General features: G+C 67.9%; 24 protein-coding genes. 21 read left to right on the forward strand and 3 right to left on the reverse strand.

Annotation, left to right across the window (positions count from 1 at the left end; translation table 11 throughout):
- Position 1: 1 nt before the first annotated feature.
- On the reverse strand, positions 2–523 hold the full coding sequence (locus ACW171_RS14245; RefSeq protein WP_492094087.1) for a hypothetical protein: 522 nt from the start codon (positions 521–523) through the stop codon (positions 2–4).
- Positions 524–539: 16 nt separating this feature from the next.
- Complete coding sequence (locus ACW171_RS14250; RefSeq protein WP_492094089.1) at positions 540–971, reverse strand: hypothetical protein; 432 nt, start codon at positions 969–971, stop codon at positions 540–542.
- Positions 972–1,103: 132 nt separating this feature from the next.
- Between ACW171_RS14250 and ruvC the strand changes: the two genes are divergently transcribed.
- The 21 genes from ruvC to thiD all read left to right on the forward strand — a co-directional run bounded on the left by ruvC (position 1,104) and on the right by thiD (position 19,193).
- Positions 1,104–1,658 carry a crossover junction endodeoxyribonuclease RuvC gene (gene ruvC / locus ACW171_RS14255; protein ID WP_492094091.1) on the forward strand — a complete coding sequence of 185 codons (555 nt, stop codon included), beginning with the start codon at positions 1,104–1,106 and terminating at the stop codon, positions 1,656–1,658.
- The gene (gene ruvA, locus ACW171_RS14260; RefSeq protein WP_492094093.1) at positions 1,655–2,272 is read left to right on the forward strand and encodes a Holliday junction branch migration protein RuvA; all 618 of its coding nucleotides are present in this window, start codon (positions 1,655–1,657) and stop codon (positions 2,270–2,272) included. The genes ruvC and ruvA overlap by 4 nt, the downstream gene beginning before the upstream one ends.
- Entirely contained in the window at positions 2,269–3,303 is a 1,035-nt protein-coding gene (ruvB, locus tag ACW171_RS14265; protein ID WP_492094095.1) for a Holliday junction branch migration DNA helicase RuvB, read from the forward strand. Before ruvA ends, ruvB begins: the two co-directional genes overlap by 4 nt.
- Positions 3,300–3,575, forward strand: a complete 276-nt coding sequence (locus ACW171_RS14270; protein WP_492094097.1) for a BrnT family toxin — start codon at positions 3,300–3,302, stop codon at positions 3,573–3,575. Before ruvB ends, ACW171_RS14270 begins: the two co-directional genes overlap by 4 nt.
- Positions 3,553–3,807: a BrnA antitoxin family protein gene (locus ACW171_RS14275; RefSeq protein WP_492094099.1), complete on the forward strand. Its 255-nt coding sequence runs from the start codon at positions 3,553–3,555 to the stop codon at positions 3,805–3,807. The genes ACW171_RS14270 and ACW171_RS14275 overlap by 23 nt, the downstream gene beginning before the upstream one ends.
- Positions 3,808–3,814: 7 nt before the next feature.
- Positions 3,815–4,273, forward strand: a complete 459-nt coding sequence (ybgC, locus tag ACW171_RS14280) for a tol-pal system-associated acyl-CoA thioesterase (protein ID WP_492094101.1) — start codon at positions 3,815–3,817, stop codon at positions 4,271–4,273.
- 132 nt (positions 4,274–4,405) lie between these two features.
- Positions 4,406–5,179, forward strand: coding sequence for a protein TolQ (gene tolQ, locus ACW171_RS14285; protein ID WP_492094103.1), 774 nt, complete (start codon positions 4,406–4,408; stop codon positions 5,177–5,179).
- Between the two features lie 3 nt (positions 5,180–5,182).
- Positions 5,183–5,692 carry an ExbD/TolR family protein gene (locus ACW171_RS14290; RefSeq protein WP_492094105.1) on the forward strand — a complete coding sequence of 170 codons (510 nt, stop codon included), beginning with the start codon at positions 5,183–5,185 and terminating at the stop codon, positions 5,690–5,692.
- Between the two features lie 49 nt (positions 5,693–5,741).
- Positions 5,742–6,530 carry a hypothetical protein gene (locus tag ACW171_RS14295; RefSeq protein WP_492094107.1) on the forward strand — a complete coding sequence of 263 codons (789 nt, stop codon included), beginning with the start codon at positions 5,742–5,744 and terminating at the stop codon, positions 6,528–6,530.
- 394 nt (positions 6,531–6,924) lie between these two features.
- Positions 6,925–8,334 (forward strand): Tol-Pal system beta propeller repeat protein TolB, encoded by a 1,410-nt coding sequence (gene tolB, locus ACW171_RS14300; RefSeq protein WP_492094108.1) that lies wholly within the window; start codon positions 6,925–6,927, stop codon positions 8,332–8,334.
- 128 nt (positions 8,335–8,462) lie between these two features.
- Positions 8,463–9,020, forward strand: a complete 558-nt coding sequence (gene pal, locus ACW171_RS14305; RefSeq protein WP_492096640.1) for a peptidoglycan-associated lipoprotein Pal — start codon at positions 8,463–8,465, stop codon at positions 9,018–9,020.
- 187 nt (positions 9,021–9,207) lie between these two features.
- A complete protein-coding gene (locus tag ACW171_RS14310; RefSeq protein WP_492094110.1) occupies positions 9,208–10,317 on the forward strand; it encodes a DUF3667 domain-containing protein in 1,110 nt (369 codons plus the stop codon).
- Between the two features lie 40 nt (positions 10,318–10,357).
- Entirely contained in the window at positions 10,358–11,212 is an 855-nt protein-coding gene (locus ACW171_RS14315) for a tetratricopeptide repeat protein (protein WP_492094112.1), read from the forward strand.
- 23 nt (positions 11,213–11,235) lie between these two features.
- Positions 11,236–12,597, forward strand: a complete 1,362-nt coding sequence (gene tilS, locus ACW171_RS14320; protein WP_492096641.1) for a tRNA lysidine(34) synthetase TilS — start codon at positions 11,236–11,238, stop codon at positions 12,595–12,597.
- 56 nt (positions 12,598–12,653) lie between these two features.
- Complete coding sequence (ftsH, locus tag ACW171_RS14325) at positions 12,654–14,597, forward strand: ATP-dependent zinc metalloprotease FtsH (protein WP_492094114.1); 1,944 nt, start codon at positions 12,654–12,656, stop codon at positions 14,595–14,597.
- A gap of 111 nt (positions 14,598–14,708) precedes the next feature.
- A complete protein-coding gene (locus ACW171_RS14330; protein ID WP_492094116.1) occupies positions 14,709–15,923 on the forward strand; it encodes an acyltransferase family protein in 1,215 nt (404 codons plus the stop codon).
- Positions 15,924–15,983: 60 nt separating this feature from the next.
- Positions 15,984–16,622: a hypothetical protein gene (locus ACW171_RS14335; RefSeq protein ID WP_492094117.1), complete on the forward strand. Its 639-nt coding sequence runs from the start codon at positions 15,984–15,986 to the stop codon at positions 16,620–16,622.
- A 3-nt stretch (positions 16,623–16,625) separates the two neighbouring features.
- A complete protein-coding gene (locus ACW171_RS14340) occupies positions 16,626–16,928 on the forward strand; it encodes a winged helix-turn-helix domain-containing protein (protein ID WP_492094119.1) in 303 nt (100 codons plus the stop codon).
- Positions 16,928–17,524 carry a YdeI/OmpD-associated family protein gene (locus ACW171_RS14345; RefSeq protein WP_492094121.1) on the forward strand — a complete coding sequence of 199 codons (597 nt, stop codon included), beginning with the start codon at positions 16,928–16,930 and terminating at the stop codon, positions 17,522–17,524. The genes ACW171_RS14340 and ACW171_RS14345 overlap by 1 nt, the downstream gene beginning before the upstream one ends.
- The gene (gene folP / locus ACW171_RS14350; protein WP_492094123.1) at positions 17,521–18,333 is read left to right on the forward strand and encodes a dihydropteroate synthase; all 813 of its coding nucleotides are present in this window, start codon (positions 17,521–17,523) and stop codon (positions 18,331–18,333) included. The genes ACW171_RS14345 and folP overlap by 4 nt, the downstream gene beginning before the upstream one ends.
- A gap of 44 nt (positions 18,334–18,377) precedes the next feature.
- The gene (thiD, locus tag ACW171_RS14355; protein WP_492094125.1) at positions 18,378–19,193 is read left to right on the forward strand and encodes a bifunctional hydroxymethylpyrimidine kinase/phosphomethylpyrimidine kinase; all 816 of its coding nucleotides are present in this window, start codon (positions 18,378–18,380) and stop codon (positions 19,191–19,193) included.
- Between the two features lie 4 nt (positions 19,194–19,197).
- Here the strand turns inward: thiD and ACW171_RS14360 are convergent, their stop codons facing one another.
- Positions 19,198–19,377 carry a hypothetical protein gene (locus tag ACW171_RS14360; RefSeq protein ID WP_492094127.1) on the reverse strand — a complete coding sequence of 60 codons (180 nt, stop codon included), beginning with the start codon at positions 19,375–19,377 and terminating at the stop codon, positions 19,198–19,200.
- Between the last annotated feature and the right edge of the window lie 6 nt (positions 19,378–19,383).

Here is a 19,383-nt window from a genome sequence, read left to right on the forward strand (position 1 = left end):
TCTAGTAAGGTGACGTCCAGCAACCGTTCAGGGCCGGCAGGGCTTGATCGGCCCACACCGCGTAGTCGCCGCTGTAGTCACTCACCGACACCGTCATCCGATTTCCATTTGGCACAGAAACCTCGTGCGTGATCCGATAACTGGCCCCGTCCTTTTTTGTCGGTTCGATTGGAAGAGGGGAGGGGGAGCGGCGGTTCAGGGACGGGGGACTGAACGCGAAATCAGGTAGCCGTCGGAAGCTGTCCAACGCGTCGCGCAGGGCCGGACAGGTCGCAGAACGAGCAACCTGATAAGGACCGTCGGTCCGTGTGATCAGAGCGGACAGCGCGCCGTCCAAGGGGTCTTCCCCCCGACGCGGTGCTGAAACGTAGAAGGTGATCTCGTGGTTGGCCCAGGGCGCCGGCTGCATCCTCAGAACTCTGAGCACGGCCTGACCGCCTTCGAATTCCGGCCGCCGGATGTCGTCGGTCAGAGACTGCGAGCCGGCGAGGCTTGGGGAGACGACCAGGATCGCGGCTATCACGGCAAGGCTTCGCATCTCACCCACCGGCGGCGGGGTAGCGTTTGACGACCTCGATCAGGAGGTCGCTGCCTTCGTTCGACAATGCGGACGGGGATGCGATCGTTGAGGCGGTAGGCGCCGCCGGAACCTGGGCGTCGGACGAGGTGGCGATGGCGATGGCCCCCAGGAAGACGACGGCGATGACGACCACGCCGATCAGCATGCGCTGGCGGTTCTTGCGGATGGCGGCATAGACCGGCTCGTCGAGGTAGTAGAAGCCCGCCTGGGCCTGGCGCACGGCGTTCTGGCGCAGCAGGCCGCGCAGGGCGAGGCGGGCCAGGTTTTGGTCGGGCGCCAGGGGGATGGCCTTGTCGGCCGAGAAGGCCTCGGCGGCTTTCAGCGCCTCGATCATCCGGCGCTCGGCCTGCATCCGCTTGGCCGCGACGACGGCGCCGGCTGTGTTCGACATGATGATCTCCCGCTCTCGGGCGGCAGGCTATGCGCAAGCCCCGCCGAGGGGAAGCCGCCGGCTCGCAGCGGGAGCCGAGATGTGAGCGGTCTTCATTGCTCGTCAACCTCGTTTGCGGCATGACAGGAACGAATGACGAACGTTCCGATTCAGAATGGGCCGACCCGAATCCTGGGCCTGGACCCGGGCCTGCGCCGCACCGGCTGGGGCGTGGTGGTGGCAGAAGGCTCGCGCCTGCGCTGGATCGCGCATGGGGTGGTGACGCCGCCCGAGACCGCGCCCCTGTCGGAGCGACTGCTGTGGCTGCTGGAGAAGGTGGGCGAGGTCTGCGCCGCTCATGACTGCGACGAGGCGGCGATCGAGGAGGTCTTCGTCAATGTGAACCCGTCCTCGACGCTGAAGCTGGGTCATGCGCGGGCGGCGGTGATGCTGGCGCCGGCCAGGGCGGGGCTGAGGGTGGCGGAATATTCGCCCAACCTGATCAAGAAGGCCGTGGTCGGGGCCGGGCACGCCGACAAGGGACAGATCGCCTTCATGGTCAAACGACTGCTGCCGGCGTCATGTCAGGGCGTGGGCGGAGATGTGAAGGCGGATGCGGCGGATGCTCTGGCAGTAGCCATCACCCATGCGCAGCTGAGGAAGCGGACACTGCTGGAGGCCCTGAATCCTGCGGGGAGGGCGGCATGATCGGTCGTTTGCGGGGCGTGCTGGCCGAGGTCGAGGAAGGGCACTGCCTGATCGACTGCGCAGGCGTGGGCTATGTGGTGGCTTGCGGGGCGCGGACCCTGGGGCGGCTGCCGGCGCCGGGCGACGAGGCGACCCTGCATGTGCATTCGCAGTGGAGCGAGGATGCGGGGCCGCGACTGTACGGTTTTCTGGCGCGCGACGAGCGGCGGGCCTTCACCACCCTGTTAAGCATCCAGGGCGTGGGACCGAAGGCGGCGCTGTCGGTGCTGGACGTGCTGCCGCCCGGGGAGCTGGCGGGGGCGGTGGCGCGCGACGACAAGGCGGCGATCGGTCGGGCCAATGGCGTGGGGCCGAAACTGGCGCTGAGGATCGTGACGGAGCTGAAGGGCAAGTCGCTGGGGGATGTGTCGTTCACGCCGTCGGCGCCGGGGGTGCATGCGGACGTTCTCGCGCCGGTTCCGAGCGTGACGGGAGAGGCCGTGTCCGCGTTGCTGGGTCTCGGCATCGCCGAGGTGAATGCCCGCCGGGCTGTGGATCAGGCGCTGATCAAGCTGGGTGACGAGGCCGAGCTGTCGGCCGTGATCCGGGCGGCCCTGCAGGAGTTGGGACGTTGACCGACGACCGCATCATCTCGCCCGAACCCGCGCCCGGCGAGCAGTATGACCGCGCGCTGCGGCCCCAGACCCTGTCGGAGTTCGTCGGGCAGGAGCAGGCCAAGGGCAATCTGAAGGTCTTCATCGACGCGGCGCGGAAACGCGGCGAGGCGCTGGACCATGTGCTGCTATTCGGGCCTCCGGGACTGGGCAAGACGACCCTGGCGCAGATCGTGTCGCGCGAACTGGGCGTCGGCTTCCGCGCGACCTCTGGGCCTATCCTGGCCAAGGCGGGCGATCTGGCGGCCATCCTGACCAATCTGGAGCCGCGCGACGTCCTGTTCATCGACGAAATCCACCGGCTGGCTCCGACGGTGGAGGAGATCCTCTATCCGGCGATGGAGGACCATGTGCTGGACCTGATCATCGGCGAGGGACCGTCGGCGCGGTCGGTGCGAATCGATCTGGCGCCCTTCACCCTGGTCGGGGCGACGACGCGGGCGGGGCTGCTGGCCACGCCGCTGAGGGACCGGTTCGGCATTCCGTTGCGGCTGGAGTTCTACACGCCCGACGAACTGGTGCGGGTCATCACCGGGGCGGCGCGGAAAATGGGGGCACCGATCAATGACGAAGGCGCGCGCGAGATCGCGTCGCGGGCGCGGGGCACGCCGCGCGTGGCCGGGCGGCTGCTGCGCCGGGTGCGGGACTTTGCCGAAGCCGAGGGCGCGCCGGTCATCGACAAGCTGGTCGCGGCGCGAGCGCTGAGCCGGCTCGAGATCGACGAGGTCGGGCTGGATTCCAACGACAGGCGCTTCCTGAAAGCCCTGATCGAGAACTACGGCGGCGGGCCGGTCGGCATGGACACCCTGGCGGCGGCCATCGCCGAGGCGCGCGATGCGGTCGAGGACGTGATCGAACCCTATCTGCTGCAACAGGGCTTCATCATGCGCACCCCGCGCGGGCGGATGGCCTGCGCCAAGGCCTATGCGCACCTCGGGCTGACGGAACCGCCGAAGCCGAGCACCGTGCCCCAGGCTGGCCTCTTCGAGTGAGCATCGACTTCGATCCGGAGAAGGATGCAATCAACCGTGCCAAACATGGCGTGTCGTTGGCGCTGGCAGAAGCGGGCGATTGGACGGAAGCCTTCATCGCGCTCGACGATCGGCGAGACTACGGCGAGCCGCGATGGTATGCCTACTTGCCGATCGGCGGACGCGTTCACGTCGTGGTCTATACCGAGCGGGCCGAGACGACACGTATCATCAGTCTGCGCCGGGCCAACCCGCGCGAGGTCAGGAAGTATGACGAACTCCGCGCCGGTTGATCCTGCTGAGGATTGGGACAATCCCGAACTGACGGATGCCGACGTCGCGCGCATGCGTCCAGCGCGAGAGGTGCTGTCGTCCCCAGCCTACGCCCGTCTGACGGGACTGAACGAAGTCGCCCTGAAGCTGACGCCGGAGACTATTCAGGCCTTTGCGGAAGATGGCGACGACTGGCGCGAGCGGATGGCCGAAGCGCTGAACGAGGTCGCGCGCAAGAAACAAGCGGCCTGACGTTCGCATGACCGACGCCCCGACCGCCGGCCGCTTCGAGGGCCGCGATCACCTGCTTCCCGTGCGCGTCTACTACGAAGACACCGACTTCACCGGGGTCGTCTATCACGCCAACTATGTCCGCTATTTCGAGCGCGGCCGGTCGGATTTCCTGAGGCTGGCGGGCATCGGCCATGCGCAACTGCTGGAGATCGACCCGCCGCTGGCCTTCGTGGTGGCGGAGATGAGGCTGAACTTCATCAAGCCGGCGCGGATCGACGACGCCCTGGTCGTGAGCACCACCTATGACGCGGTGAAGGGGGTGCGGCTGATGATCTCCCAGACCATCGAGAGGGACGGCGAGGTCCTGTGCCGGGCCGAGGTGACGGCGGTCTGCATCCATCTCGACGGCCGGCCGCGCCGACCGACGCAGGCGCTGGTGGAGGCGGTGACCCCGTGGCTGGCGCGCGTCGGCGAGGCTGGCTAGACTCGCGCAAAGCGTGGCCGCCGGGCCGCAACCGGCGTCGGCCGATGTCCGGCCGGCCCGCATAAACCTTTCCGCCATAGAACCGCCATCGGCGGTCGCTCGATAAGACCTACGCCTCCCAAGGACCTGCCCATGACCGTCGCCGACACCGCCGCCGAAGTCTCGATGCTGAATCCGGTTACGCTGTTCATGACCGCCGACTGGGTGGTCAAGAGCGTCATGGTCGGGCTGGCGATCGCCTCCGTCTGGTCGTGGACCGTGATCATCGACAAGGCCTTTCGCTTCTTCGCCCTGAACCAGCAGGCGGACGCCTTCGAAAAAGCGATCAGCTCCGGCCGGTCGCTGGAGGACGTCGCGGCCCAGGCCGGGCCTGAGCCGACCCACGCCCTGCCGCGCATGCTGGTCATCGCCCTGTCGGACTGGCGCGAGACGCGTCGCAAGGGGCCGATGTCGGACATGGAGGGCAATCTGCTGGTCTCGCGCATCGACCGCAGCCTGGATTCGCTGATCGCCCGTGAGGGTCAGCGGATCGAGGAGGGTCTGGGCGTGCTGTCGGTGGTCGCCACCGCCTCCCCCTTCATCGGCCTGTTCGGCACGGTCTGGGGTATCATGAACGCCTTCGGGCGGATCGCGGCGGCGGGGAACACCAATCTGACCACCGTGGCCCCGGCCATCGCCGAGGCCCTGTTCGCCACAGCCGTGGGTCTGGCGGCGGCCATCCCGGCCTACATCGCCTACAACAAGTTCTCGATCGACGCGGGCAAGTTCACCGGCCGTCTGGAGAGCTTCGCCGACGACCTGCAGGCCGCCGTGGCGCGCCGTCTGGGCGGTGGCCCGGCCCCGGTCGCCCCGCCACCTCCGCCGCCCCCGCCCCCGGCCGACCTGAACTTCCGCCGGAGCGTCTGAGCCATGGCGATGGGTGGAGGCGGAGGCGGAGGCCACGTGCGTGGACGACGCCGCGCCCGCAAACGGCCGCTGAGCGAGATCAACGTCACCCCCCTGGTCGACGTGATGCTGGTGCTGCTGATCATCTTCATGATCTCGGCGCCCCTGCTGACCGTGGGCGTGCCGGTGGAACTGCCCAAGACCGAGGCCAGCGCGGTTGAGACCGACAAGCCGCCGGTCACGGTGTCGATCGATCGGGAAGGCGCGATCTTCGTCCAGCGCGACGAGACGGCCTATGACGCCTTGACCGAGCGGGTGGCCGAGGCGGCGGCGGGGACGGACCGGGAAGAGTTGTCGATCTTCGTGCGGGCCGACGGCCGGGCGCCCTATCAGGCCGTGGCGCGGGTCATGGCACGGCTGTCGGCGGCGGGTTTCACCAAGCTGAACCTGATCACGGATACGGCCGAGGCCGCGCCGGTCTCCGCTGCTGCCCCGGCCGAACCGGCTACCGAACCCGCCGAGCCCGAGGCCTGATCAGTTGGCGAAGTTCCGGCCATCTCCGGCGATCCTCGGTGCCCTTGCGGTGCACGGTCTCGTTGTGGCCGGCTTCCTGATCCAATGGCCCGAGTCCGAGGAAGAGATCATCCCGACGGTGTCCCCCGTGCCTGTGTCGATCGTCTCGTCCGAGGAGATCGCGGCGGCTGCACCTGACAATCCGTCCGAGGAACTGGTGACCGAGGACGCCGCAACCGCCCCGGTCGAGGCTCCGCCCGAGCCGACGCCGACGCCGCCGACACCTACGCCGCCGACACCCACGCCCGCGCCGCCGCGTCCTTCACCGACCCCGCGTCCGACGCCGCCTCGTCCCGCGCCCACGCCGCCACGCCCCACGCCGCCGAGGCCGACCCCGCCCCGGCCAACGCCGCCGCGTCCGACACCCTCCCGCCCGACTCCGCCTGCCTCGAACACGCCGGCTCTGGATCTGGATTCCCTGGCGGGCCCGCGTCGGAACACGCCGGCCACCGGCACCCGTCCGGCTACGGGTCAGCAGGGCGCCGGTCAGGCGTCCCAGGCGACGGGGCCGCAGCTGACCGCCATCTTCAACCAGGTCTATCCGAACTGGACCCTGCCCTGTGACATACCGGGAGCCGACCAGCTGCGGATCGAGATGGACGTGACCTTGTCGCCGGACGGACGGATCACGGCGGGGCCGACGCTGAGGAACCCGCGCAGCGACTCGGTCTATCGCGCGGCGGCCGACGGCGCGTTGCGGGCCATCCGCCAAAGCGCGCCCTTCGACGTGCCCGCCGCTTTCCCGGGCGGTGCCTATCGCCCGACGTTCAACACCGAACGGGCGTGCCGGAACCGTTGATCGAGCGTCCGTCGAACCTGTTTCAGCCGGTTCTTGACTGAAGCCAGACTAGCCGAACCAGCGGATTCTGCCGTTTCGCGAGATTCGTTCCAGGATTCACAAGCCCGAACGTACCGTTCGAGATCATCTTCTTCCTCGAGCAAATGAATGTCATTCGGCGTGATCGAATAGCCCAAACCACGCGGCAAGGTGGGAAAGCCACCTGAAGGCTCGCTGTCTGCTGGATCGTCTGACACACAGGCTGCTTAGCACATTCGACGATCTGACGATCCCTGACTGCCGCCCCGGCAACTCTTGCCGTCCCGAAAGTCGCCCCATTCGGCCGCAAGCTGGCGTTTGTCACACGGTCTGGCGATAAGGGCCGGGACACCGAGTTGAGCCACTGGAGACATCGATGCGTCTGAACCTGCTTCTGAGCACCGTCGCGGCCATCGGCATCGCCGCGACCTCGTTCGCGCAGGCGCAGGCCACGCGCGACCTTAACGGCCCCTCGCGTCAGCAGAGCCAGGCCCAGCCGGCCCAGACGGGCGAACCGATCGAGGTCGAGATCGACCAGGGCGTGCTCAGGCCGTTCCAGATCGCCGTGGCTCCATTCAGCGGCGAGAACGGGACCTCGATCGCCGAGGTGCTGTCGGGCGACCTGCGCCGGTCGGGCTTCTTCGAGCCGATCAACCCGGCCAGCTTCATCGAGACCAACCTGTCGCTGGCCAATGCGCCGAACTTCGGCCAGTGGACCCAGATCGGCGCTCAGGCGGTACTCTACGGTTCGGTGACGCCGCGCCCGGACGGCCGTAACGACTTCGGCTTCCGCCTGTACGATCCCTACCGCCAGTGCCAGCTGGTCAGCTACAATTTCACCGCCACGCGCGAGCAGTGGCGCCGGATCGCGCACAAGATCGCCGACGTCGTCTATGCCCGGATGACCGGCGAGACCGGTATCTTCGATACCCGCATCATCTATGTCGCCGAGAGCGGCACCGAGCTGAACCGCCTGAGCCGCCTCGCGATCGTGGACCAGGACGGCTACAATCCCGTCTTCCTGACCGACGGCAGTGAGATCATCCTGACGCCGCGCTTCTCGTCCAACCCGGCCGAGATCACCTATATGGCGCTGGGCGAGGACTACAGCCGCATCTACCTCTACAACCTGACCACTCGGCGCCGCGAAAGCCTCGGCGAGTTCGATGGCCAGGCCTTGGCACCCCGCTATTCGCCGGACGGGACCAAGGTCGCCTTCTCGATCATCCGGGGCGGCAATACCGACGTCTATGTGATGAACCTGCGGTCGCGGCAGCTGTCTCGGCTCACCTCGGACCCGGGCATCGACACCTCGCCGTCGTTCAGCCCGGACGCGTCGCGCATCGTGTTCAACTCCGACCGGACCGGTACGCCGCGTCTCTATGTGATGAACGCCGACGGATCGAACCAGCGGCCGATCTCGCGCGGCGGCGGCAGCTATACGGCGCCGGCCTGGAGTCCGCGGGGTGACCTGATCGCCTTCACCAAGTCCGGCGGCGGCCAGTTCGGCATCGGGGTGATGAACGTCGACGGATCGGGCGAACGGATGCTGTCGCGCAGCTATTTCGAAGAGGGGCCGTCCTGGGCGCCGAACGGCCGCTACCTGATGTATTCGCGCCAGACGCGCGGCGGGAACACCACCCTGTGGATGGTCGATCTGTCGGGCCGCGTCATCGCTCAGTCGGGCTATCAGGGCCGGGGTTCGGACCCCGCCTGGTCGCCGCTGCTGGACGGTAGCCCCGACAACCTCGGTATCGGCCAGGGGGCCGACAGCTGTTCGTCCTAGATTTTGACGCCCGGGCCCCCCGGGAACAACTATGCGTTATCGCCGGAGACGGCACAGACAAAAGCCACGGTTGGCGACCTATGCTGAAGCTTCGCCGGACCGACCACAAGAAGGAGACGACCTCGATGATGACCGTATCGACCCTCAACAAACTGGCCGTGGTCGGTCTTGTCGCCCTGTCCATGGCCGCATGCGCCCCGCGTCGTCCGGTGACGGGCGTGACCGACGGCAACACCGGCGGCCCGGCGATCGATAACCCCGCCTATCCCGGCCCCGGTACCGGCGGCATCGACGGCGGCAACATTGGTTCGGGCGCGCCGGGTTCGGAACAGGACTTCGTCGTCAACGTCGGCGACCGCATCTATTTCGACCTCGATTCCTATCAGGTCAGCCCCGAGGCCTATCCGCGCCTCGACGCCCAGGCCCAGTGGCTGGCCCGCTATCCCCAGATCTCGGTCCGGATCGAGGGCAATGCCGACGAACGCGGCACCCGCGAGTACAACCTGGCCCTGGGCGCCCGCCGGGCGGAATCGATCCGCAACTATCTGATCCAGCGCGGCGTCTCGGCCGGCCGTATCGACACCATCAGCTTCGGCAAGGAACGCCCGATCGCCGAAGGGGCCAGCGAGGACTCGTGGGCGCGGAACCGCAACGGCCGCACGGCCATCGCCTCGGGCGCGCAGTAGGTTAAGGCGCTATCGCTCGCGACGCCCCCCGATCCGATCTTGATCGGTCGGAGGACAGGCTACGGCTCGCGACTTGAGCGCGTTTGGTATGTGATTTGGGAGGGCGTTCGCGGTGCGGACGCCCTTTCCTTTTGACCCCTGGTTCGCTGCGCTGCACATAGGGGCCGGGCAGGCGTTGGGGGACCCGATGGTGGATGTGGATGCGGCCGGCGGTCTTGCGACCGGCGGGCTGATCGCGGGGGCGATCGAGAAGCCGACCGGGCATGCGGGCGACGATCACGTCGGGACCTGCAGCGACTGCGGCGAACCCACGAGCGGAAACTTCTGCGCCAACTGCGGCCAGCCGACCCACGTCCACCGCTCGCTGCTGCACCTAGGCGAAGAGGTGCTGCACGGCGTCATGCATTTCGACGCCCGCATCTGGCGCACCCTGCCGCTGCTGATCGGAAACCCGGGGCGGCTGACGCGTGAGTGGGTGCAGGGCAAGCGGACGCGTTATGTCTCGCCGCTGGCCATCTTCCTGTTCACGATCTTCCTGATGTTCTTCGCCCTGAGCTTCGCGGGCGACTTCGTCGCCCCCCAGACCGGCAGCCTGGACGAGCGCATCGCCAATGCCGAGACGGCGGTGGCCGAACTGAACACCCAGATTTCGGCCAACGTGCCTCGCGTCGCGGCCGACGAACCCGGAGCCGAAGGCGTGCAGACGGGGCTGGAGGCCGGTCTCGACGCCGCACAGAACCAGCTCGAGGCGTTGAACGAGGCCAAGGCCGGCGGCCCCCGCACCGACGGGCTGACGCCCGGAAGCTGGCAGGCGAACATGGCCGACACGGTCCATGGCGAGAATTTCCACGTCGGCATCGGCGACAAGAAAACCCAGGAGAAGATCCTGCACAAGCTCGGTAACCCGGACCTGGCCGTCTACAAATTCCAGCAGACGACCTACAAGTTCGCCTGGCTTCTGGTGCCGTTCTCGATCCCCTTCATGTGGCTGCTGTTCGTGTGGAAGCGAGGATTCACCCTCTATGACCACGGGGTTTTCGTCCTCTATTCCCTGACCTTCATGTCCATCCTGTTCCTGGCGCTCGGTGTTCTGGGGCGAATGAATGGGGTGCTCGCGGGCTTCCTGGGCCTGGTCGGCACCCTCGCCGTCCCGGTGCACATGTTCGCTCAGTTGAAGGGGGCCTATAGCCTGTCGATCTGGTCGGCGCTCTGGCGGACGGCGTTCCTGCTGTTCTTCTGCCTGTTCGTCTCGACCCTGTTCGTCCTGGCCGTCTTCTATCTGGGCTTTGGAACCTGACGCCTTGCGGCGGCCTCAAAACGATGAAAGCTGTAGCGCCATGAAGAGCCCATTCTCGTTCCGGAACATCGTCCTGGCCACGGTCGGTCTCGGCCTGATCGGCGGGGCGGTGATCGCCCAGACCCAGCCCCTGCCGGCGATCCAGTGGGATGTGCGCCGCCTCGACAACCTGGACCGCAATGTCCGGCGGCTGGAACGCGCCCTGACGCAGAGAAACAGCCAGGGCGAGCCCCAGCTGGTCGAATCCGATCCCGAACTGATCGCCCTGCAGGGCCGGGTGGCCCAGATGGATCGCCGCCTTCAGGACATGGAGGCGACCGTCCAGCGCGTGAACGGCGATCTGGAGCGGCTGACCTTCCAACTCGACGAAAGCGACCGCGACAACGCCGCCCTGCGCGCCCGCCTGAACGATGCAGACGCCCGCGTCGAACGGATCGAAAGCGCCGCCGAGGCATCCGCCCGGGCTGCCGCCGCCGCCGCCGAAGAGGCCGCGCGCGGACCGCGCTCGCCGACCGGGGACGCCGTTTCCGATCTGGCGGCCGCACGGGCCCTGACCGATGCGGCGGCCTCGCGGGCGGCTCTCGAGGCCGTGGCGAACAACTGGCCGGACACGCCGTCGGGCAAGGAAGCCGTCTGGCGTATCGGCGACATCATCCGCGCGAGCGGCGATCAGGCCGGCGCGGTGCAGCAGTATGCCTCTGCACTGGCGGGCTGGCCGACGCTGTCGTGGGCGGGCGAGGTGACGTTGAAGCTGGCGCGCGGGCTGAACGCCACCAACCGCAATCCGCAGTCTTGCGCGGCCTTAGGCGAGTACGCCCGTCGCTATGAGGCGACCTCGACGCCGGCGCTGCGCGCCATCGCGGCCGAGACCCGCACCCGGGCGAGCTGCCGCTGAGCCGGGACGGCCCGGCGACCGAACTGGAAGGCCGGGTCGCGGCGCGGCTGGACGCGCTGCTGCAAAAGGGCGTCGAGCATCCGGTGGCGCTGGCCTTGTCCGGCGGCGGGGACTCCATGGCCTTGCTGGGAATGGCGGCGATCTGGGCCAGGCGCGCCGGTCGCAGGCTGCTGGCGATCACCGTCGATCATGGATTGAACCCGGAAAGTCGGGAGTGGTCGCGGCGGTGCGAGGCGGCTGCGCGCGCGGTCGGGGCGGACTGGATCGAGAGACGCTGGGAGGCGGAGAAGCCGGCGACGGGTCTGCCCGCAGCGGCGCGTCGGGCGCGGCACGGGCTGATCGCGGAGGCGGCGCGAGAGGCAGGGGCGCGGATCGTGCTTTTCGCCCATACCGCCGACGATATCGCCGAGAGCGACTGGATGCGGGCGCGTGGATCGACGCTGGGGCGGCTGAGGGACTGGTCGCCGAGCCCGGCCTGGCCGGAGGGGCGGGGGCTGATGCTGCTGCGCCCCCTGCTGGCGGAAGAGCGCGAGGTTTTGCGGGATTGGCTGCGTGAGGCCAGGCGTGAGTGGATCGAGGATCCGGGGAATGCCGCGTTCGGGCGAGGCGCCGCACGTAGAGCGTTGAACCCTCTCACTGTGGGTGGAGGAAGGATCGCATGCGATCCGGCGACGGGCTTGAGGCTCGCAGAGCGGAGCGATGCGTCTTCAGCCGAAAGGGTGAGGGGTTTTGCCCTTACCGGCTCACACCCTACCCCTCACCCTTTCGCGCCAGAACGACGGCAAGCCGTCGTGCGCTCAAGCCCTCTCCCTCTGGGAGAGGGTTTTGAAGTGGATCGGTCGATCAACGCGACAGAACTGGCCGCAGTGCTGGTGTGCGTCTCCGGAAGCGCCCCCCCCCTGCGAGGGGATCGGCTCGAGACGCTGACGAAGAGGTTGAACGCCGGCGAAAACTTCACAGCCACCCTCGCCGGGGCGCGTCTAAAGGCGACGGGCGACACGGTCGTCATCGGGCGGGAAGCCGGTGAAATGCGCCGTCGGCCGGTCGCGGACATCCCTCTGTCTCCCGCCGCGCCAACCGTCTGGGACGGCCGCTACGAAATCACCGCCCGCGAGCCTGGCTGGACCATCACCTCAGCCTCGGGCCGTCTGAACGCCCTGTCAAAACCGGATCGCGCCATCGTGAACACCGCTCCGGCCTGGGCGAGGGCGGCTCTGCCGGTCCTGATCCGGGACGGCGGGGATGCGCCGGTTCTTGCATGGCGGGAGGCGGAGGTCCGCAACCTCGCGCCGCGCCGCCTCAGCCTTGCGCTGGGCGAAACGACGCAGGAAAGCGACCTCTCTCTTGCCATCCATGGCGAAACGCCGCCGCCTGACCTATTTTGACGACAACGACGTAACATCAGTCGGTCCGACGGGATCGGCGACGAGGATTTCAACCGATGAACCTGCGTAACCTGGCGATCTGGGGCGTGATCATTCTGGGCCTTCTGGCCGTCTATGCCGCCATCAGCCAGAACGGCGGCGCGAGCATGCCCGGACAGGCCGGTGGCGCTCAGGCGCGGCCCACGGCCATCACCTATTCGGAACTCAACGACAAGGTCGCTGCCGGCGAGGTCAAGTCGGTCTTGATCTCGGGCGACCAGGTCACGGGCGTCTACCAGAACGACAACCGCTTCACCGCCGTCGTGCCGATCTCGGACAGCGAGCTTGCCGCCCGGCTGGACGCCGCCGGGGTCGATGTCGGCGCCAAGACCGTACGCCAGTCGATCTGGATGAACGCGCTTCTGGGCCTGCTGCCGATCCTGCTGCTGGTCGGTGTCTGGATCTTCTTCATGCGACAGATGCAGGGCGGGGCGCGCGGTGCCATGGGCTTCGGCAAGTCCAAGGCCAAGCTTCTGACCGAACACAAAGGTCGCAAGACCTTCGACGACGTCGCCGGCGTGGACGAAGCCAAGGACGAACTGCAGGAGGTCGTCGACTTCCTCAAGGACCCGGCCAAGTTCCAGCGTCTGGGCGGCAAGATCCCCAAGGGCGCCCTGCTGGTCGGCCCTCCCGGCACCGGCAAGACGCTGCTGGCCCGCGCCGTCGCGGGTGAGGCCGGCGTGCCCTTCTTCTCCATCTCGGGTTCGGACTTCGTCGAGATGTTCGTCGGCGTCGGTGCCAGCCGCGTGCGCGACATGTTCGAACAGGCCAAGAAGAACGCCCCCTGCATCATCTTCATCGATGAGATCGACGCCGTCGGTCGTCACCGGGGCGCGGGCCTGGGCGGCGGCAACGACGAGCGCGAGCAGACCCTGAATCAGCTGCTGGTCGAGATGGACGGCTTTGAGGTGTCCGAGAACATCATCCTGATCGCCGCGACCAACCGCCCCGACGTCCTGGATCCGGCCCTGCTGCGTCCCGGCCGCTTCGACCGTCAGGTCGTGGTGCCGAACCCCGACGTCTCGGGTCGCGAACGCATTCTGCGCGTCCACATGAAGGACGTGCCCCTGGCCGCCGACGTCAACGTCAAGACGATCGCGCGCGGCACGCCGGGCTTCTCCGGCGCCGATCTGGCCAACCTCGTCAACGAAGCGGCCCTGCTGGCGGCCCGCAAGGATCGTCGCATGGTCACCCATCGCGATTTCGAAGACGCCAAGGACAAGGTGATGATGGGCTCGGAGCGTCGCTCCATGGCCATGAACGAGGAAGAAAAGCGCCTGACGGCCTATCACGAGGGCGGCCACGCCATCGTCGCCATGAACGTCAAGATGGCCGACCCGGTGCACAAGGCGACCATCGTCCCGCGCGGCCAGGCCCTGGGCATGGTGATGCAGCTGCCGGAAGGCGACCGCTATTCGATGAAGTACCAGCAGATGGTCGATCGCATCGCCATCATGGCCGGCGGTCGCGTGGCCGAGGAGCTGATCTTCGGCAAGGAGAACATCACCTCGGGCGCCTCGTCCGACATCCAGCAGGCCTCGAAGCTGGCCCGCCGCATGGTGACCCAGTGGGGCTTCTCCGACGTGCTGGGCACGGTGGCCTACGGCGAGAACGAGCAGGAGGTCTTCCTGGGTCACTCGGTCGCCCGCAGCCAGAATGTCAGTGAAGAGACCGCCCGCACCATCGACGCCGAGGTCAAACGTCTGGTCACCTCCGGCTGGGACGAGGCCCGCAAGATCCTGACCGACAAGGCCGCGGATCTGGAAACCCTGGCCCAGGCCCTGCTCGAGTACGAGACCCTGTCGGGCGAAGAGATCAAGGACCTGCTGGAGAAGGGCGCCGCGCCGAACCGCGACGAGAACAACTTCCCCAACGCCGGTCCCTCGGTCTCCGTGCCGGTCACCCCGGTCTCGGAAGGCGTCACTGTCGTCGCCAAGGACGAGCACCCGACCGTCCATTAGGCCTTCAGCACCCCGCCTCGGGAAACCGGCGCGGGGTGTTCTTTGGCGAACAAGTTTGCAATTCAAACAAGTCTGTGAGAAGTGGGCTCCTGTGACGAGGGGAGAGCCACCATGACCACCGACATCGACCGGCCCGAACGGCTGCACGGCCTGGACGCGCTGCGGGGCGGGGCCCTGCTGCTGGGCGTCGTCCTGCACACCAGCCTGAGCTTCTTCCCGCAGCAGATCTGGATCGTCAGCGACGACAGCACGTCGCTTGGGGCCGTCTGGCTGTTCTTCGCCATCCACCTGTTCCGCATGACGAGCTTCTTCATGATCGCCGGCCTGTTCGCCCACATGATGCTGGCGCGGCGGGGCTGGATGGGGTTCGCGAAGGATCGGCTGATGCGGATCGCGGGGCCGCTTGGCACCTTCTGGTTCCCGGTCATGGTCGGGATCGTCGGGGCGCTGATCTGGACCGCCCACAAGAACGGACTGGTCGTTCCGGGCGCGCCGCCGCCGCCCCCGCCGACCTATGACTGGACCAACTTTCCGCTGACCCATCTGTGGTTCCTCTATGTGCTGATGCTCTTCTATGCGGCGGTCCTGATCCTGCGGGCGCCGTTCGCCCTGCTGGACAAGGACGGTGGCTGGGGCCGGGCCGTGGACCGGTTCACCGGCGCGCTGATCGGGCCATGGACGCCTGCCGTCCTGGCGGTTCCGCTGGGTCTGGCCTTCTGGCTGGATCCGAAATGGATCGCCTTCTTCGCCGTCCCGACGCCGGACGCTGGCGTCGTGCCGCACACGGCGTCCTTGGTAGGCTTCGGCCTGGCGTTCGGGATCGGCTTCCTGATCGACCGTCGCCGCGACCTGCTGGACCGGATCGCGACTTCGTCGCCGATCGTGCTGGCGGTCGCCGTGGTCTCGGGGGCGGCCGCCTATTACCTGGCCGGCGGTCCGGTCATCGAGCCGATGGTGGAGCCGACGCAGGACAAGGCCGTGGCCGCCTGGACCGTGGCTCTGGCGGTCTGGTCCTCGGCGTTTGCGGCCACGGGGCTGTGCCTCCGGTTCCTGTCGGGCCACAGCGCGATCCGGCGCTATCTCGCCGACGCTTCCTACTGGGTCTACATCCTGCACCTGCCGCTGGTCATGCTGGCCCAGGTCTGGGTGCAGGACTGGGCAGGGCCGTGGTGGCTGAAGCTGGCGGGCGTGTCGCTGGCGGTCTTCGCCGTCTGCCTGATGACCTACGAACTGCTGGTGCGGCATAGCTTCATGGGCCGGTGGCTGAACGGCCGAAGCGTGCCCTGGCGCCGGACGCCGACCGTCGCGGCCGTTCCCGCCGAATAGCTTGCCAAGACCGACCGGCTCGTCCACCCCGGACGGGCCGGTCTCACGAGAGAATCGCCTATGCCCGCCAGCCGAAAGCCGCCGTCTGCTGAAGCCGACCTCGCCTTCCTGCGCTCGATCGTCGAGGGCGGCGGCAAGCCGTCGATCACCATGGCCATCGTCTATATGGCGGGCGGGCTGCTCTATGGGCTGCAGTGCCTGTTCCATATCGGCCAGATCGTGGGCGTCATCCGCTGGCCGGATCTGGCCAACCTGGTTTTCGTCATCGGCATCAACGTGGCGGTCTGCGCGACCATCGTCTGGGCCTCGATCCGCGACAGGCGCGAGGGCGGCGGCAATCGCGGGCCGCTGGCGAGCCGGACGCTGAACGCGGGCTTCTCCAGCGCCGGCATGGTCAATCTGGCCATGATCATCATCTTCGGCGTGGGCGCCTGGCGGGATCAGGATTTCGCCCTGTGGCTCTATTACCCGGCCGTGGTGTTCGGTTTGCAGGCGGCCGCCTGGGCCGTGGCCTGGGTGCTGAAGAAGAAGCTCTGGATGCTCCTGACCTCGGCGGGGGGCTGGCTGACGGCCGTGGCGCTGGGCCTGCTGGTGCGCCAGCCGGACGCCTATCTGTATGTCTGCACCGTCGCCCTGTTCGGGCTGTTCGCCCTGCCGGGCTGGATCATGCTGCGCGAAGCCAAGGCAAAGGTCGCCTGATCCATGGCTCTGGGCGATCTCGGCAAGATCGACGAGGTCATCCACGGTCGCATGCGGCTGGGGATCATGGTCTATCTGGCCGACGTCGAGACGGCGGACTTCACCGAGCTGAAGACCGTGCTGGAAGCGACCCAGGGCAACCTGTCCGTCCACCTGAAGAAGCTGGAGGAGGCGGGTCACGTCGCCATCGCCAAGAGCTTTCAGAACAACAAGCCCCTGACGCGCGTGACCCTGACCCCCTCTGGCCGAAAGGCGTTCGCGGCCTATCTTGAGGCCCTGGGCGGACTGATCGGAAAGAGGGACTGATGGCGCCGATCACGGTCGATCCGGCACGGGTCCAGGCGTTCGCCGATGCCGAGGCCTTCCACGGCTGGCTGAAGTCGAACCACGCCGAAGCGCCCGAACTCTGGATCCGGGTGTTCAAGGTCGGGTCCGGCACGCCGAGCGTCAGCTGGAAGGAGGCGATCCCGGTCGCCATCGCCTGGGGCTGGATCGATGGGGTGCGGAAAAGCCTGGACGACGTCAGCTTCCTGCAACGGTTCACCCCGCGCGGACCCAAGAGCAGCTGGAGCGAGATCAACGTCGCCCACGCCGAACGCATGATCGCCGACGGAACCATGCAGGCTTCGGGCCTGGCGCACGTCGAGGCGGCGAAGGCGGACGGGCGCTGGGCCAAGACCTATCGGGTCAAGGGGGCGGAGGTCCCGGAGGATCTGCGGGCCGCCATCGACGCCGAGCCGAAAGCGAAGGCCCTGTTCGACGTCCTGACCAGTCAGAACCGTTTCGCCCTGATCCACCGCACCAATGCTCTGAAGACCGAGGCGGGCCGTCGCAAGAAGATCGCCGACCTCGTCGCCATGCTGGCGCGCGGCGAGACCCCCTATCCGCAGAAGCGAGGATGAGCGTGATGCGGCCACGGGTCATGGGCATCCTGAACGTCACCCCGGACAGTTTCTCCGACGGCGGGCGCCATGCCTCGGTCGAGGACGGGCTGGCCCAGGCGATGAAGCTGATCGGCGACGGGGCCGACATTCTCGACATCGGTGGGGAATCGACGCGGCCCGGCGCCGAACCGGTCTCGGTCGAGGAGGAGATCGCGCGGACCGTGCCGGTGATCGAGGCGGTGCACGCGCGCTGGAACGGGCCGATCTCGATCGACACCATGAAGCCCCAGGTGGCGCGGGCGGCGGTGGCGGCCGGGGCGACGATCTGGAACGACGTCACGGCCCTGACCTATGCGCCAGACGCACCCGAGGTCGCGGCCGAGCTGGGCTGCGAGGTGATCCTGATGCACATGCTGGGCGAACCGCGCTCGATGCAGGTGGAACCCCGCTACGGCGACGTCGTGACCGAGGTCGCCGACTACCTCGGCCGCCGGGCTGAGTCGGCGATGGCGGCGGGCGTGGCGCGGGCGAAGATCACGCTCGATCCCGGCATCGGCTTCGGCAAGACCATCGAGCACAATCTGGCATTAATCGCCCGGCTGGATGCGCTGGGCGGCCTGGGTTTTCCGGTCCTCCTGGGCGCCAGCCGGAAGCGTATGATCCGAAACATCGACCCCTCAGCGACCGAGGCGAACGACCGGCTGGGCGGGTCTCTGGCCATCGCTCTGGAGGGCGCGCGGCGCGGCGCGGCCGTCATCCGGGTCCACGACGTGCGCGAGACGGTTCAGGCCCTGGCGGTGCAGGCGGCGATCGTCGGCGCAGGCTAGCCGAGGGGCCTTGCCTAGTCGTCGCGTGTGACGCATCCAGCCCTATGACTTCGATCGAGACCCAAGCGCGTGGGCGCGTCCTGATCATCGCCGGATCGGATTCCGGCGGCGGCGCCGGCATCCAGGCCGATATCAAGGCCGTGACGGCCATGGGCGGTTATGCGGCGACCTCGATCACGGCGATCACGGTCCAGAACACGCTGGGCGTTCACGGCGTGCACCCCCTGCCGCTCGACCTGATCGAGGCCCAGGCGCGGGCGGTGCTGGACGATATCGGCGCCGACGCGATCAAGACCGGCATGCTGGGGTCGGTGGAGGTGGTGGAGAGGGTCGCGGCCATCCTCGACACCTCGAAGGTGCCGGCCGTGATCGATCCGGTCATGGTGGCCAAGGGCGGGGCACCCCTGCTGGCCGAGGACGCCATCGAGGCGGTTCGTCGATTGATGATCCCTCGCGCAGCCCTGCTGACCCCCAATGCGCCGGAGGCCGAGGCCCTGACCGGGATCGCGGTGACGGATCTGGACGGCCAGCGCCGGGCGGGGGCGGCCCTGCTCGAACTCGGCGCCAAGGCGGTCCTGATGAAGGGCGGCCATGTGCCGGGCGATACGGTGATCGACCTGCTGCTGACCCCGAATGGGGAAACCATGCTGGAAGGGCCCCGCATCGAGACGAGCTCGACACATGGCACCGGTTGCACTCTGGCCAGCGCCATTGCGGCGGGACTGGCGCTGGGCTGGCCGCTGGAAACGGCGGTCGCGGAGGCCTGGGCCTATGTGTCGGAGGCGATCCGCCGCGCGCCGGGTCTGGGCCACGGCCATGGTCCACTGGACCATGGCTGGCCGCTCAAGGACGCGCGGTGACCGGTCAGATCTGTTCGGTCACCCCGCCGCCGTCCGGCTCGTCCGGCTGGGGCGAGACGCGGATCGGATGGCCCTCGTTGGGCTCGCTGTGGATATGGGCCTCGGCGGGGCGGTTGGTGCCGCGCAGCCGCTCCATGTCCTCGTCTCGGCCGTATCCGGGGTCGCCGGGTTTGGGTTCGCTCATCGGATC

Source organism: Brevundimonas sp. FV1ye28 (assembly GCF_058681135.1).

Coding starts and splice junctions, on each gene's coding strand:
- ACW171_RS14250 (WP_492094089.1), bottom strand. CDS start 971: ATGTCGAACACAGCCGGCGCCGTCGTCGCGGCCAAGCGGATGCAGGCC.
- ruvC (WP_492094091.1), top strand. CDS start 1,104: ATGACGAACGTTCCGATTCAGAATGGGCCGACCCGAATCCTGGGCCTG.
- ruvA (WP_492094093.1), top strand. CDS start 1,655: ATGATCGGTCGTTTGCGGGGCGTGCTGGCCGAGGTCGAGGAAGGGCAC.
- ACW171_RS14275 (WP_492094099.1), top strand. CDS start 3,553: ATGACGAACTCCGCGCCGGTTGATCCTGCTGAGGATTGGGACAATCCC.
- ybgC (WP_492094101.1), top strand. CDS start 3,815: ATGACCGACGCCCCGACCGCCGGCCGCTTCGAGGGCCGCGATCACCTG.
- tolQ (WP_492094103.1), top strand. CDS start 4,406: ATGACCGTCGCCGACACCGCCGCCGAAGTCTCGATGCTGAATCCGGTT.
- ACW171_RS14290 (WP_492094105.1), top strand. CDS start 5,183: ATGGCGATGGGTGGAGGCGGAGGCGGAGGCCACGTGCGTGGACGACGC.
- tolB (WP_492094108.1), top strand. CDS start 6,925: ATGCGTCTGAACCTGCTTCTGAGCACCGTCGCGGCCATCGGCATCGCC.
- pal (WP_492096640.1), top strand. CDS start 8,463: ATGACCGTATCGACCCTCAACAAACTGGCCGTGGTCGGTCTTGTCGCC.
- ACW171_RS14310 (WP_492094110.1), top strand. CDS start 9,208: ATGGTGGATGTGGATGCGGCCGGCGGTCTTGCGACCGGCGGGCTGATC.
- ACW171_RS14315 (WP_492094112.1), top strand. CDS start 10,358: ATGAAGAGCCCATTCTCGTTCCGGAACATCGTCCTGGCCACGGTCGGT.
- ftsH (WP_492094114.1), top strand. CDS start 12,654: ATGAACCTGCGTAACCTGGCGATCTGGGGCGTGATCATTCTGGGCCTT.
- ACW171_RS14330 (WP_492094116.1), top strand. CDS start 14,709: ATGACCACCGACATCGACCGGCCCGAACGGCTGCACGGCCTGGACGCG.
- ACW171_RS14335 (WP_492094117.1), top strand. CDS start 15,984: ATGCCCGCCAGCCGAAAGCCGCCGTCTGCTGAAGCCGACCTCGCCTTC.
- ACW171_RS14340 (WP_492094119.1), top strand. CDS start 16,626: ATGGCTCTGGGCGATCTCGGCAAGATCGACGAGGTCATCCACGGTCGC.
- ACW171_RS14345 (WP_492094121.1), top strand. CDS start 16,928: ATGGCGCCGATCACGGTCGATCCGGCACGGGTCCAGGCGTTCGCCGAT.
- folP (WP_492094123.1), top strand. CDS start 17,521: ATGAGCGTGATGCGGCCACGGGTCATGGGCATCCTGAACGTCACCCCG.
- thiD (WP_492094125.1), top strand. CDS start 18,378: ATGACTTCGATCGAGACCCAAGCGCGTGGGCGCGTCCTGATCATCGCC.
- ACW171_RS14360 (WP_492094127.1), bottom strand. CDS start 19,377: ATGAGCGAACCCAAACCCGGCGACCCCGGATACGGCCGAGACGAGGAC.